Annotated in this window: 9 protein-coding genes and 1 tRNA gene; 5 read left to right on the forward strand and 5 right to left on the reverse strand. The window is 30.3% G+C overall.

Annotated elements, in window-relative coordinates:
* Positions 1–17: 17 nt before the first annotated feature.
* Positions 18–5,177 carry a fibronectin type III domain-containing protein gene (locus tag XO11_RS03845; RefSeq protein ID WP_175418182.1) on the reverse strand — a complete coding sequence of 1,720 codons (5,160 nt, stop codon included), beginning with the start codon at positions 5,175–5,177 and terminating at the stop codon, positions 18–20.
* Positions 5,178–5,474: 297 nt separating this feature from the next.
* Here XO11_RS03845 and XO11_RS03850 point away from each other — a divergent pair, with 297 nt between their 5' ends.
* Genes XO11_RS03850 through XO11_RS03860 form a run of 3 tightly spaced genes read left to right on the forward strand, consistent with a single transcriptional unit; the run spans position 5,475 to position 9,406 of the window.
* Complete coding sequence (locus XO11_RS03850; RefSeq protein ID WP_175418183.1) at positions 5,475–7,145, forward strand: cohesin domain-containing protein; 1,671 nt, start codon at positions 5,475–5,477, stop codon at positions 7,143–7,145.
* On the forward strand, positions 7,142–8,632 hold the full coding sequence (locus tag XO11_RS03855) for a C1 family peptidase (RefSeq protein ID WP_175418184.1): 1,491 nt from the start codon (positions 7,142–7,144) through the stop codon (positions 8,630–8,632). Before XO11_RS03850 ends, XO11_RS03855 begins: the two co-directional genes overlap by 4 nt.
* A 54-nt stretch (positions 8,633–8,686) precedes the next feature.
* Positions 8,687–9,406: a hypothetical protein gene (locus tag XO11_RS03860; RefSeq protein ID WP_175418185.1), complete on the forward strand. Its 720-nt coding sequence runs from the start codon at positions 8,687–8,689 to the stop codon at positions 9,404–9,406.
* A gap of 37 nt (positions 9,407–9,443) precedes the next feature.
* Here the strand turns inward: XO11_RS03860 and XO11_RS03865 are convergent, their stop codons facing one another.
* The 4 genes from XO11_RS03865 to XO11_RS03880 all read right to left on the reverse strand — a co-directional run bounded on the left by XO11_RS03865 (position 9,444) and on the right by XO11_RS03880 (position 12,268).
* On the reverse strand, positions 9,444–9,722 hold the full coding sequence (locus tag XO11_RS03865; protein ID WP_014296273.1) for a type II toxin-antitoxin system RelE/ParE family toxin: 279 nt from the start codon (positions 9,720–9,722) through the stop codon (positions 9,444–9,446).
* Complete coding sequence (locus tag XO11_RS03870; RefSeq protein WP_368494356.1) at positions 9,706–10,029, reverse strand: ribbon-helix-helix protein, CopG family; 324 nt, start codon at positions 10,027–10,029, stop codon at positions 9,706–9,708. Before XO11_RS03870 ends, XO11_RS03865 begins: the two co-directional genes overlap by 17 nt.
* Before the next feature lie 78 nt (positions 10,030–10,107).
* Positions 10,108–12,138, reverse strand: coding sequence for an alpha-amylase family glycosyl hydrolase (locus tag XO11_RS03875; protein WP_175418186.1), 2,031 nt, complete (start codon positions 12,136–12,138; stop codon positions 10,108–10,110).
* Between the two features lie 39 nt (positions 12,139–12,177).
* Positions 12,178–12,268 (reverse strand) — tRNA-Ser (locus XO11_RS03880).
* A gap of 191 nt (positions 12,269–12,459) precedes the next feature.
* Between XO11_RS03880 and XO11_RS03885 the strand changes: the two genes are divergently transcribed.
* Positions 12,460–13,608 (forward strand): hypothetical protein, encoded by a 1,149-nt coding sequence (locus XO11_RS03885; RefSeq protein ID WP_175418187.1) that lies wholly within the window; start codon positions 12,460–12,462, stop codon positions 13,606–13,608.
* Between the two features lie 449 nt (positions 13,609–14,057).
* Positions 14,058–15,386, forward strand: a complete 1,329-nt coding sequence (ffh, locus tag XO11_RS03890; RefSeq protein WP_175418188.1) for a signal recognition particle protein — start codon at positions 14,058–14,060, stop codon at positions 15,384–15,386.
* Positions 15,387–15,423 lie beyond the last annotated feature (37 nt).

The raw sequence follows: 15,423 nt of genomic DNA on the forward strand, positions 1-15,423 counted from the left end.
CTCCTTATTTTAACTTTTTATTCGGGAGTGCTCCAACCTAACAAATTGGAATCTGTCTTTATAATATATGAATTTCCGTTAGTCTTATCATCAAAAGACTTCGTTTTTCCAAATATAATATATCCGCCATCAGAAGATTCTATAATTCCATTAGCCACATCTTCTCCTGTTCTTCCAAAAATAACCTGTTTTTCTATATTCATTGAATCGTCTGTTTTTAGTACTTCTATATCACCATCTGTTGTATTTAACAATATAACAAAACCATTATTACTCTTTAAAAGATTTCCATTCTCAGAACCATAACTATTTTCTATAATTGGACTGTACAACTCATTTCCCCTATAACTTATCTGTTTAAGAACAATATTCGTATCCTTATACCCAAAAATCCAGAAATCTGGATCTGTATCCACAATAGATACTATTTTATCCATATCATCAAATTCTTTTTCAAATATTATCTCACTAAACGCATTATCTAACTTTGCTATATATCCTTTGCTGCTTTTACTTCCAGCTACTATATATCTTTCATTACCATCTTCATCGGTAATTTTAATAACATCATATAATGTTGTATCGCTAATTGTTGTAGCAGCAATAGATATTGAATAATCTTCGTTGAATTCCACCAATATAGAGTCAGAATTATATGTTCCTACGATATCTATTTTATTATCAGAATTAATATAAATACTCTGAACTTCTGAAATATCCACAGTTGTGGAATATGGATTAGTTGCTGGCGGATTTGTAGTTCCTGAAAGATCTGATGCAACCTCTTCAAAACTTATTTTATCATTACTATCTTTACCAACAACAACTATATGATTTGAAGTATTTTCAAATAACTTACACGGCTCTGATAAATTCACATTATAAGTATCTATACTATTACCATTAGAATCTACTTTCTTTAATTCATACGAGGAATCTATTTTCTCTAAATAAACGAAATTTCCATCGCTTAATTCAATCATATCAAGTATTTCTTCTACTTTATCTGAATCACCAGATTCTTTTGTGTATATATTTGTATCAACAGTTGGTGTATTATACTCATATGTACTTTCACTTATATCTCCTTTATCATCTATAGCTCTAACTTTGAAACTATAAGTCTTAGCTGGAGTTAATCTTTCCATAAAATATTCAGTATCGCTAATATTATATGCAACTGTGCTATAATCACTTGCTCCCTCTTCCTTTTTCAATACATCATATGTGATACTTTGATTTTCAGGATCTCTTGAAGACCATTTTAAATTAAATTCCAGTAAATCTTCATCTATATTTTCGATTTCCGGTGTTACTGGAGGACGATTTACCGTAAATTTCAAAATTTCTGATGATGTTTCTCCACCATATTTATCCTTTGCAATTATCTTCCAGTAATATGTCTTTCCGTTTTCAAGATTAGAATGATTATAATATGCTAAACTTTGATCTGCTAACTTTAATAGAGAATCTATTGCATCACCAAACCATATTTCATATGTCAATTCTCCAGAAACAGCATCACTATCACTACATTTCCATTTTAATGTTACATTTTTATTAATTCCAACCTCATTATTCTGAGGACTAAATGCTGTTTTATCAAATTGAGGCAATGCATTAGTTTTAAATGAAACAACATTAGATTCAACCTCTGCTCCTTTTGAATCTATTGCCTTAACTTTCCAATAATATGTTTTATTGGAATCAAGATTATTAACAACTAACTCATTATTTTCCGTTTCGCCAAAATACTTTAAAGAATTTGAACTTTCGCCGAGATAAATTTTATATGTTAAATCATCATCATCTGGATCAAAAGCAGTCCATGTAAATTTGCTACCATTTGTAAAATGATTAACTGTGCTATCAGGATATAATGAATCATTATAAATAACAGGACTTCTTGTAGTTTTAAATGAAATCTCCTTAGTGGTTTTTGCTGATTTATTGTCCTCTGCTGTAATTACAAATTTATATTCGGTATTCACTTCAAAATCCAGTTTTATATAATTTAACGTTCCAAGATCTTTTGTATAATAAGGCGTTCCTTCGCCATTCTTATATACCTCAATTTGATATTCAAGCAAATCCCCGTCTGGATCCTCAAAATCCCAGCTTATTTCAACATCATTAACAGCCTCATTTGTTGAACCATCTGTAATTCCTGTTATACTCTTAAATACAGGAGCATGTGTGGTGGTAAAACTTCTAATATCAGTTTCTGTTACACCATACATTTCATCTTCAAGTTTTAATTTCCAGTAATATTTTTCACCTGGATCTAAATCTTCTGTTATTGTATATTCTCCATTCATTGATTGTCTCTCTATCTTCACAGAATTATTGAGATTATTTTCATCTTTTCCATAATAAATATAAACATCAACATACGAAGAATCATTATCTTCAGCTATCCACATTATTGTTGGATTCAACTTAACATTATTATCATCCGATCGCGGAGAATAATCCATAACTTTAGGATTAGCATTTATTTTTAAATTAATACTCTTACCTTTTAATACCATTCCTTTATCATTAATTGCTTCCACATAAACTGTATATGTTTTTCCATCTTTAAACTCAACAATTGCGCTATTTGATGTTAAATTATCTGCTAATATTTCTTTTTCATCTAAATATTCACCCACTATTCTGTATTTAATAGAACCATTATATGGATCGCTACTTGGATTCCATATCAACTTTAATTTTGATGGATATTTACTTTCATTAAATGTATATTTTTTATCTGGTTCATAATAATCATAAATATCTATAATATCAGGAGAGTTTTCTGGAGCCTGAGCTGTTATAAATGTTGCTACATCAGAAACTGCTGTAGCAAATTTACTATCCTCAGCCACAACATACCAGGAATATTCTGTATCTGGTTCAAGATCCTTAACCTCTTCAAGACTATACTCTTTTTCAGTTGTGGTACCTTCCAGAGTATCATTAAGATACACATAATATAACAAAGAATCACCATCAGGATCAGAAGCATTCCAGCTTAAATTTTCTGATGCGGCTACACCTTCAACTCCAGATGGATCAAGATTTGATACTGTTGGTTCTTGAGATGTGGTAAATGAAAACTCATCAGAAACATTTGTTGCAAATTTGCTATCCTCCACCTCAATATACCATTTATATTCACTATCAGGTTGCAATAACAAGTTTACAGATATATTTGTATCTGTAGTTTCTTCGGTTAATACAACATTTTCCTCTGAATCTTTTACAACAACCTTATAACTCATATCTTCATCATTATTATCAGGATCTTCTGCAGACCATGACAATATTGGTTTTAAAGAAATGTTATGAGCTCCATCGGCAGGAGACATTTGGGAAATATCAGGCTTTTTAGTTGTTTCAAAATACAATTCCCCTGAATCAGTAAAATCACCACATGTGTCATAGGCTATTACTTTCCATTTATATTTAGAATCAGAATCCAATAAATCTTCTATTTTATATTTTGTATCTGTAACAGTAGCTATTAATGTAAAATCTTCCGAACTTTTAGCCAGATATACCTGGTAATATGAAAGATTGGAATCTTCAAATTCCCATTCAAGCTCAGGTAATAAAGAAATATTATTTTCATTATTTACAGGAGTTGCATCTTTAAAAACAGGTTTTGCATTTGTCATAAATGTTGCTACAGAACTTATAGTAGATGCTCCTGTATTATCAACTGCTTCAACCCACCATGAATATTCCTTATTATATTCAAGATTATTCAAAACATAATAATACACACCTTTATTTTCATCATAATCCTTTGAAGATGCTGATTTCTCAAATGGATGAACAATAAAGGTTAAATTACCGTCTGGATCATATGTTTTCCAGGATAACGTTGCATTTTTAGTTGGATAATCTATTGTTCCAGATTCTGGTTTTAAATCATACGGTTCCTGCGGATCAACATTCATTCTAAATTTTATTCTCTCTTCAACCTCATTTCCTTTACCATCATTTGCTTTTAACAAAATACCATACCACATTCCTTTTTCCAGAGGAATGTTAGATGTATCCAATGATTTTTGATTTGTTGTTGTCTCATATATACATCCATTATCAAAATCAACATATTTTAAAATATCGCTTTCATTTATCTTCTTTATTTTTATATTAAACGAAAGAGAATCATTATCCACATCTGTAGCCTTCCAGGTTATTGAAAATCCTTCTGGAACACCTACTTCATTATTTTCTGGATATGTAATTTCTATTTCAGGTTTATACGATGTTGTAAATGTTGCTATTGGACTCTCAACATTTTTCACTGTATCAATAACATACCATGAAATTTCTAACCCCGGCGGAAGATTATCTATTATATAGTACGAATTTGATGTTGAAACTCTTACAACATCATTATTATCAATAGAATTATTTGGAGAATAAACAACTTCAAACTTTGAAGGCTTTGAATATTTCCACTGTAACTTTATATTGTTAATATTAACGCTTTTACTTCCTGGAGCTGGGGAAATAATTTGAAAAACATATGACTTTACAGAAAATTCATATGTTTTATATGACCAAATATCATTGGTATCATAGGCAACAAGCTTTAAATAATATGTTTTCCCATAATCGAGATTTTTTAATAAAAAACTATTAACAGATGCATTAAATTCATTAATCTGTGTTTTATCTTCTGGAAAATCTGGATCCTCTGAAAAATACAACATAATTTTTTTTATACCGTTATTATCACTAACCTTCCATTTCACTTCATACTCCGTTGTTTCAATAACATTATCTTCCATTAAAAATTCAATTTTTGGAATATCAGAAGTTTTAAGCTCATATATATCAGAATCTGTAAATTGACCTTTCTTTACCGTTCTAATCTTAAAATAATAGGTTGAATTATCCTCAAGACCTTCAATATTTATAGATGTATTCTGTGTTGAAATAGTCCCTGTAAAATTATCTTTTGATTTACCATAATAAACTTCAAATGTAAATTCATCTGATGACGCATTACCTTCAAGATGCCACGACAACAAAAAACTCGTCGGCAAATTATCCCGTTGTGAAGGATAATCCAGAATGGCTTTAGGCGGTTTAACAAAAAAACAGCCATTTAGCAAAAATAAAATTACTACTATTAAAAATATATAAAGAATTTTTTTCTTAAATATTTTACCCATATATAAATCACCCCTTATTATTATATTCGTCAATATATCATTCTACATTACATAACAAATTTCTTAAATTTCCAAAATAGTTTCTTCCTCAACAAATAATATTAAAATCAAATTACAACCAGCCGCATTTATATCCTTATCTATGTAACCGATTACATTTAATTATATTAATTTTTTCAAAATTTGTGAATGAAAAATTTTTCATTCATATTTAAATTTACAATTTATTAACTTGAAAAGAATTTAAAATTAGTATATAATTTATTTTTGGATATATCACAAAAAGGGGGTTAAAGGATGAAAAAGGGTAAAGTGGTGTATTTTATTATTTTAACGACGGTTATTCTCTTAACCTTTACATCATGTCTTAATGTTAAACCTATTTCAGTTTCAGTTAACACAAGCGCATTTAGTATCAACGGAATTGTTCCAGTAAAAACACCTGTTGATGTAAAATGGACTGTAAAAGGATTGGATGATTTCACATCAAAACTCGTTGTAACATTTAATGATTCTGTAGTTTTCGAAAAAAGCGGAGCTAACATGACAACTGCCACTATACCTGAGGACAAACTCATAAAAACGGGAACATACAAATATTACGTTGAAGTTACTTACGATAAAAAGTCCATAAAAACCGATGAAATGATTTTCAAGGTTGTCCCAAGTATTAAGGAAATTAGAGTAGTAGGCGGAGGACTTATTCCTGCAGGAAATTCAAAATTAATAAAATGGGATACATTTAGTTATGTTGAAGATAGAAATTATGAATATTCAGTTATGGTATTAGAACCAGGGAAAGAAGAATATACAGAAGTAGCCACTACAACAAACGATTATTATGAATTACCTACAATTTCTACAGCCGGTGAATATAAAGTAAAAGTTGTTGCTAAAGAATTAGATGATATTAAAGTTGAAAGTCCTGAAGTATCATTTTATGTTGTTAGCGATTCAGAAAGTTTTATCTCTACGAAGTTTGTTGAATATAGTTCAACAACACCATGGTATATAGAAAAAATCCCAGCAGAAATCTCCAAACAGGCAACAGATATCCTCTTAAAATTCTTTAAATACTCAGAAGAAGATATTGATAATACAACAGAAACAATCAGTGAAAGGAGCAAATTAAACCTTATAGATATCGATAAAGATGGAATCTATGATCAATGGAAAGAAGTTTCAACATATACAGAACACGACTGGATTCAAATACCTTATAAACTATTTGAATATGAAACATTATGGATTGTTGATAAAATTGTTTATAAAGAAGATGCTATTTTTATAAAATACGCTGGTGCTGCAGGTAAATATGCAGGATATGGAATAGATATACCTTTAGCAACTGTTGGATTTGATTTAAATACATATTATAGCGTTTATATGCTTACAGTAAATTATAAAGCAAAAGACTATAGACAATTTATTTTAGAAGAAAGATATGATTCTGATACCAAACCTGTATTTAAACTAAAATCAGATGCGAGCAAAGTTGCTACTGGTTCAGAATTCAAGGTGACAATAAATGCTACAAATGTTGCCGAATTCGCAAAATCAAATGATGTAAGATATATGCAATTAGCTGTAAAATACAGCAAATACTTAACCTTAGAAAATGTTGAATTCCCTGATTTCATAGACAGTGATAATGGCTATGCAGATTTTTCTGCTTATAAAGTTTCAGATAGTGCAACATCTGTAATCCTTTATAAAGGCTTCACACTTGATACAGATGAAACAGAACCAGCAAGCGAAAACTTCGCTGTATTAACCTTTAAAGTAAGCAATGACGCAACTGGAACGCTGAAAATTAATCTTGCTTATGAAGGCTATCTTGATGATTATGATACATATATTGATGTTCCAAATCCTATATTCAAAGACAAGGATAATGTAAATGTGGATGGATTTATTGTAGATCATACAGATCTTTCCGTTACTGTAAGCGGAGGTGATGAAGAATGAAAAAATTAATTATTCTTACAATCTCATTATTAATGATAATAAATATTTTTGCACGAAATATTGTAGATGAAATGAAAAGCAAAGTTCCGGAAATAAAAAGCAATGTAGAAAATTTAAATTTAAAATGGATTCCAGGAACAAATGAAGGCTTTTATTCATTCTTTGAAAGATTTGATGGAGTTACATTAGAAGATGTAAATAAAAGATTAGCCGCTTATAAGGAATTACCAGACGCCATTAAAGAAAAACTTTTAAACCATTTTAAAACTTTAAACAGTTTCCCTGGCGGAAAAATATTACCAGATGAGTTAGTTACAACAGACGATAGAATAATGTCCTCTCTTATAATGATTAAACCAGAAAATATTTCTGATAAAACTTTCTATAGATTAGAACCTATAAGAGATCAATATCTCCATGGTAGTTGCTGGGCATTTTCTACAGCAGGTATGATGGAAAGTGATTATGCAGTTCAGGTTTTGGGAGAAACAACAGATGGAAATAAGAATAATTTGGTAGATTTTTCAGAAAGATGGGCAGCATATCATAATATAGACTGGGATGTATATTTCTACTCAAATTATGAAATTGTCCAGGATAGAAATTCATTGGAAGGTGGACTTGTTTATTTTTCATCATATAATATGATCAGATATGGTATGATAGAAGAAAAATATGCTCCATATTCAGATGTATTCTTAACCGATGAAGAACAAATCCCACTTCCACCACAGGCATATGGTGCTCCAAGATATAAGGCAAATAAAACCATAATGATTCCTGACGCAATTTCTTCAAAAGAATTAGGTTATACTTATGATGATTATATTAATATGATAAAAACAGCATTAAAAAATTATGGTTCTTTAGCAGTTTCATACTTTGTTCCTGATGATTTTTATTCTTACACAAAAGGAATTTATACACCAACAGTTTCACCTTCTGGAGGTCATGCTGTAACTTTAGTTGGTTGGGTTGCTGCTGAAGATCTTGACGATGTAGTTCTTGCTGAAAAGATTAATCCAGAGGCAACACCAATTCTTGGGACAGAAGTTTCAAGCTATACTTATTATGACCCAACAGTTGAGGCAACATATACAGCAGATTTATTCTGGATTGTAAAGAATTCTTGGGGATATAACTGGGGTGATGGAGGATACTTTGTAATTCCAGCTATAACAAAAGAAGCATATGATAATCCTAAAAAAGATGAAGACGGAAATTATATAATACAATGGTGGAATATCAATTCAAGACCAATGTATGCTTTAGTATTTGATTCAGAAGCAAAGCATAATACCGTAGATCTTGATATTAATGGCGACGGTACAGTTAATCTTGACGACTTTAAGGCTTTAGTTAACAAAGTCGGCTCAACAGATGCTGATGATATTTCAAAATGTGATATTGGATATCCAAAAGATGGTAAAATAACAGGCGACGATGTTTCAACATGGATTTATCTTTACAATAAATCTAAAGAATAATAATACTTAATTCCGGGGCCTTTCGCCCCGGAATATTCTATTGGAGGGATTTAAATGAAAAAAATTATTATTGGATTATTATTTACTCTTTTAAGTATTAATTTATTTGCCAATATACTCATTCATGAAAGCTCTTTCTTTCCAGAGAATGGTTTTAATGTTATAAATAATGACAATTTTCATATTGAAATAATTAAATTATACGAAGATAATAATTCCAAAGCTTTTTTAATAAGAGCTGATAAAATCTATTTTGATCCAGATTATAAATTTGTATTTAAATTGAAGATAATAACAGAGAATGAAACTTATGAAAAAAACTTATATCCTGACAGAACAGATAAAAAATCATTAAAATTGTCTCCACAATTGATTATAATGCCATCAAAAGCTAAAATCTATTTAAATGATATTCCTTTAGAAAAATATTATGCATTTCCAGATGCAAAAAGCTTATCAGAGATATTAAAAGATATAAAAATCCACACTTTTTATTTTTATAAAAAGGTTTCCGAAGATAAATACATACCTGTTAAAAACTTTGAAAAAAATGAGGAAGTATATTTACTTTTTGCCGGTAATCCACAATTCACAAATAAGGCTATTATTAATATAAACAATGGAAAAATGAATATATTGACATATCCAGAATTTAAGATTTTAAGTGGAAAAAGCTATGTTTTTCAAAAAATTGGAAAATTAACAGAATCAAAGTATATAATTACTCTCAAATACGACAAAAGATCATATAGCTATGAAATAACAATAAAATAACGGACCAGCAACGGTCCGTTTTTATTGTGATTCAACTTTACTTATATTCTCCACCACGTGGTGCAATATCAACAACCAGTATAATCAATTCATCGTTATGCATACTAAAAATCACACGATAATCTCCAACTCTTAATCTCAATAATCCTTCAAATTTTCCACGGAGAGTTTTCACATCGGGCATAGCTACATTTCTTTTTCCATCATAATAATCTATCATATCTCCTATGGCATCAAATATACGATTTTTCATTCTGGTATCAAGTTTTTTGAATACTTTTTGAGCTCGTTTTGTTAATTTAACGGTGTATTTCATAACTTTCAACAACCTTTAGATCATCTTCGGTCAATGTTTCTAACATTTCAGTTAGCTCTTTATTTTCTTGATCATCACATGCTGGCACATTAGCCATCATTTTAAAATATACTTTATTGTACTTATTAGTTTCGAGAAAACTGTTAACAGCTTCACGTAAAATAGCACTTATACTTTTGTTTTGTATACGTTTCAATTCTTGAAGAATCTTCCATGTTTCCGGATCGATCATTATATTGTGACGTTCTAAACTCATATAAATCACCTCTATTGTGTATGATGTGTAATTACACATAAAGTATATCACATACAAATAAAAAAGTCAAGATAAATATAGATTCTGAAATTGTAATAAAAACGGACCGTTGCTGGTCCGTTTTTATTGTTATTCAACAAGATATATTTTAGCTTCTCCTGGATTTAATGTTATATTCAACCATGCCCCTTCATCCCATTTGAATTCACAGCGCCTATAATTTTCCAGTAAAAGGCTTATTTTATGATGTCCTCGCCATGTATGATACCCTAAATCATATGCAAAATTTACAGACTTATCAAAATTAAGGTTTACAGGTATTAATAATCCTTTATTTCCATCCCAATAGAATATTGAAAATACTTTATCCATATGATCGGTATATCTGAAGTTGGATATATTTGCAATTAAATCTGCATGTTCTTTCTTTATTTTTCCCAATGCCACAAGCAATCTTACCATATGCCTGTCTGTATCCCAGTGAAGTGCATAATAATCAAAGAACGCAAGTTTTCCATAGAATTGATCTGTAGGTTCTAAGTATTTAAATCTTTCTTCTTCTGGTTTCTCAAAGTCAAGCCCTAAATTCATTGGCTGTTTTTCAAAAATTTCGCTTCCTGAGTTTATAAATGTTATTCCATTTGGCATAAATGTATTAACAACTGCAGAAAGTTTTGAGAATAATTCTCCGCCATCTCTTGTTACTGCCCTTGGAGAATCAGGTGTTTCCGCTGTTGCAAATGATGGAACAGATAATGCTGGCATTATATCTCTTGTTGTTTTTATAAACCAGCTTTCTTTATGTCTTGGCTCTGCCCACCATGTATTCCCAAGAATCGCATCATATCCGCTATTTTTTGCCTTTATATGATTATCCATTGATAATTCTTCTGCTATTATTGCAAATGAAGGATCATAATTTTTCGCATTTGATATAATCTGATGTTCTAATTCTTTTGGAAGTGCATGTCCCATATCAAGTCTTGCGCCATCTATACCAAAATTTTTCTGGAAATATGGCATTATATTGGAAATCATTTCCCATAATCCCGAATTTATTTCTTTTCCAGGAAATTTGCTGGATTTCACAACGTCATATAACACATATGGTGGTTGTTCCTGCGGATTTTCAAGATATTTTTCTGATTCTTCTGGATGACTCATAAATAATCTTAAGAATGTAACGTCATCCCATGTTGGTTGTGGATCATTTATCCAGTCAGAAAAACCTGGAACTGTAATAACCTTAAATTCTCTTACTATTTCTTCAAGAAAATCTGGATTATTTTTGTTTTTCTTTACAAAATTTTCCCATTTTTGCGGGTCTGTAATATTCGGTGCCCATCTAAATTTCTTTAAATGCCTTTTTACTTCTTCATTTGAATATAATACAGGCAAATTTTCAGCTGACGGTTGTTCAAAATCCAATCCTTCGATTTTTGGTGGTCCGTATGAGGATAATTCCTTTATATCAATCCAATAGAACCAATCTGGATGTTCAAGTATTAAATCATTATCCCTCGCAGCTGTTCTTGGAATAAAGTCAAGTATAACTCTCATGCCATACATATGCGCTGCTTCAACAAAGGCTGCAAATTCCTCATCTGCATTGAATTTTTCAAGAATAGGATCATGATAATCCTTTTCAACGTGATGAAAACTCTTTACTGCATATGGAGAACCTACTTCACCTTTTTTAAATTTATTGCTTGATTGTGTAATTGGCAATAAATATATGGCATCTACATTGTATTGTTTTAAATATGGCAGCAGCGCTATCATCTTTAAAAATGTTCCACTTTCTTTAAATCCTAAATCATCAACAGGCATAAAAAATGGGGCATCTGCATCATGTTGATATGCTGTTGTCATTCTTACATGAGCACTATATACTATGGCTTTTTTTATCCATTCGCTGGATTTTTCTCCTGTTACTAAAGATAATGGTTTTGAATAATCAATATTCTCATCTGCATTTTTCATAATTTTTTCAATTACTCTTGAAAAATATTCATAAGGATTTACTACAAACTTTCTCCCCCTGATTTTCACAATTCCTTCATAATCATCAGGCATCCATCTTTTTGGTATGGCATAATTTGTCTTTCCCGAATCTATTTTTTCCTTTAAAAAAAGATAAAGATTCTTTAAATTTTTCATCATAAACCCTCCCAATAAAAATTTGAATATATAAAAAAATGGCGGAGGCGGTGGGACTCGAACCCACACGAGGATATTATCCTCACCGGTTTTCGAGACCGGCTCCTTAGCCAATTCGGAACACGCCTCCGTTACATTTATATTATATCAGAAATAAGTTATTTATATTTGAAGGTATAATTAAATTTAAAATGTTAATTGCCTTATATCATAAATAATTAGCATCGAAAACTTAAAATTGCCTTTTTTAATGTTTGAAAAAAACTTCATATTTATTATAATATAATTTGTTTAATAATTCAATAGATATGGAGGAATAAAATGGAAGAAAAAGAAATTGTTCAAAAAACCAATCTTTTAGAACCCATACTTTTTGTTATTATTTCCCTTATCATTTTTATTCCTGTAATGAATATTATGGGGGTTAGCAACTTTTTTAAAACTCTAATGTCTACAGCACATGATCTATTGTTGAATACTGTTTTCTTTATTATGGCAGTTGCTGTTTTAACAAGCGCTTTTGGTAACATCCTTTCAGAATTTGGCGTTGTATATCTATTGAATAAATTATTATCAAAATTAATGCGCCCTCTTTACAACCTTCCAGGTGCAGCTTCACTTGGAATTTTAACAACATATCTATCTGACAATCCAGCTATTTTATCCCTTGCCCAGGATAAGCAATTTGTAAAGTATTTTGAAAAATGGCAGATTCCCTTATTATGTAATTTAGGGACTTCTTTTGGAATGGGTTTAATAGTTACTACATTTATGATTGCTCAATCTTCTAATATGGGAACAAATCTTGTAGGTCCTGTATTATTAGGGAATTTGGGCGCTGTAATTGGAAGTATTATAAGTGTAAGAATTTTTTCAATTTATACTAAAAAATATTATAAAAATAGTGAAAGTTTTAGCGGAACGGAAAATGTAAATTACTGGAATGCAACAAAAGGTGGTTATGTTTCACGTTTAATAGATGCTTTGCTTGAAGGTGGAAAAGTTGGGGTTGATCTTGGACTTTCTATAATACCTGGCGTTTTAATTATAAGTACAATGGTTATGATGTTCACAAACGGTCCAAAAGATCCTTCAATTGGATATCAAGGTTTGCCTTATGAAGGTGTTCCTGTTTTACAGTGGATTGGCGAAAGATTGGAATTTATACTAAATTTCCTTTTTGGATTTAAATCACCAAAGTTAATCGCATTTCCTTTGACATCTCTTGGTTCAACAGGTGCCGCATTGGCTTTAGTGCCAAGATTTATTGAATCAAACTCCATAACCGCAAATGATATTGCGGTTTTAACCTCAATAGGAATGACATGGAGCGGCTATCTTTCAACACATATTGCAATGATGGATTCTTTAAAAGCAAGAAAACTTGCAAGTAAAGCTATTCTTTCTCATACAATTGCCGGTATCCTTGCCGGGTTTATTACTCATCTTTTATATATGCTAATTTTCTGATTTTTTATTTTCAAAAGCTTTCGTAATTACAAAAGCTATTAAAGCAAAAATAAAAAATATCAATAATGTTATGGAAATTCCTTGCAATGAATCAATAATAGTTCGTAAAATTTCAAGTATCCATCTCTCAGAGGTTAGGGAGATGGATTTTTTTAATTATACCTCTTTTAAATGTAAATACTTCATTGAGAATGAATTAAATTTTTCTTTCTATTATAGAAATCAAATTGTAACATTAAATTTTCCAGGTTCTCACATTTTGTTCAATAGAATTCATGAAAAAAAAGAATTTTTATAGTATACTAGACATGTATTTTTTATGTTAATTCATTAAATAAGGATTATATCTAAACTAATAAAAGATTATAGCAAAAAGGGGATGGAGCTATAATCTACGATATTTTTTTATTTTTTATAGATTTATAAGTAATCCGCCGGAGGTGTCTGTTTTGTTTGATAGCATACAAAAAAAATTATCAAAAGCTTTTAAAAACTTAAAAGGACAGGGAAAATTATCAGAAAAAAATATAAAAGATGCTGTTAGAGAAGTAAAAATGTCTCTTCTTGAGGCGGATGTTAATTATAAGGTTGTAAAGGACTTTGTTGAAAGAGTAAAAGAAAAAGCTCTTGGTAAAGAAGTTCTTGAAAGTTTAACCCCTGACCAGGAATTTATAAGAATTGTTAGAGATGAATTGATCGAATTAATGGGTGGAAATGAAAAACCAAAGTTAAATATTTCAAAAAGACCTGGTTATATAATGCTTGTAGGGCTTCAGGGAAGCGGTAAAACTACACATGCAGCAAAACTTGCTAAATATTTTAAAAAACAGGGAAAGTCCCCTTTACTTGTTGCTGCTGATACTTACAGACCCGCAGCTATTGATCAATTAGTACAGTTAGGCGAAAGCATTGGTGTTCCTGTATTTACCGGCGATAGAAAGAATGCTGTAAATATAGTTAAAGAAGCTATGGACTATGCAGAAAAATTGTTGCATGATATTGTAATACTCGATACTGCCGGTCGATTACATATAGACGAGGAAATGATGAATGAATTAGTTGAAATAAAAAAACTCATTGAACCCGATGAAATCTTAATGGTTGTAGATGCAATGATTGGTCAGGATGCTGTTAATTCCGCAAAAGAATTCAATGATAGGCTTGAATTAGATGGATTTATTGTCACTAAACTTGACGGTGACGCAAGAGGCGGGGTTATCATTTCCATTAGACAGATAACTAACAAACCTATTAAATTTGTTGGTGTTGGTGAAAAGGTTGATGACCTTGAACTCTTCTATCCAGATAGATATGCAAGTAGAATTCTTGGAATGGGTGATGTTCTTTCATTAATTGAAAAGGTTGAAACTGAAATTGATAAAGAAAAGGCTGAAGAGGCTGCTAATAAGTTTCTTGAAGGAAAATTTGATTTAAATGATTTTCTTGAACAGATTCAACAAATAAGAAAATTAGGTCCTCTTTCAAAAATTCTTGAAATGATACCAGGAATTCCAAAAGAAGGTATAGATTTTAACAAAGGTGAAGAAGAATTGAAAAAGATTGAAGCTATAATAAATTCTATGACAAAAGAGGAAAGAAGAAAGCCAAGAATTATAAATTATTCAAGAAAACAGAGAATTGCAAAAGGTAGCGGAACTACTTTACAGGATATAAATAAGCTTCTTAAATCTTATGAACAGATGAAAAAGATGATGAAGCAGGTAAAAAAGATGAAAAATAAAAAGTCTTTATTTGGAAAAATGCCATTTGGATTTTAATTAGAAAATTAAAATAAAAAACTAAAAAACTCAGGAG

Origin of the sequence: Marinitoga sp. 1138, assembly GCF_013363265.1 — a bacterium.
Lineage (GTDB): Bacteria > Thermotogota > Thermotogae > Petrotogales > Petrotogaceae > Marinitoga > Marinitoga piezophila.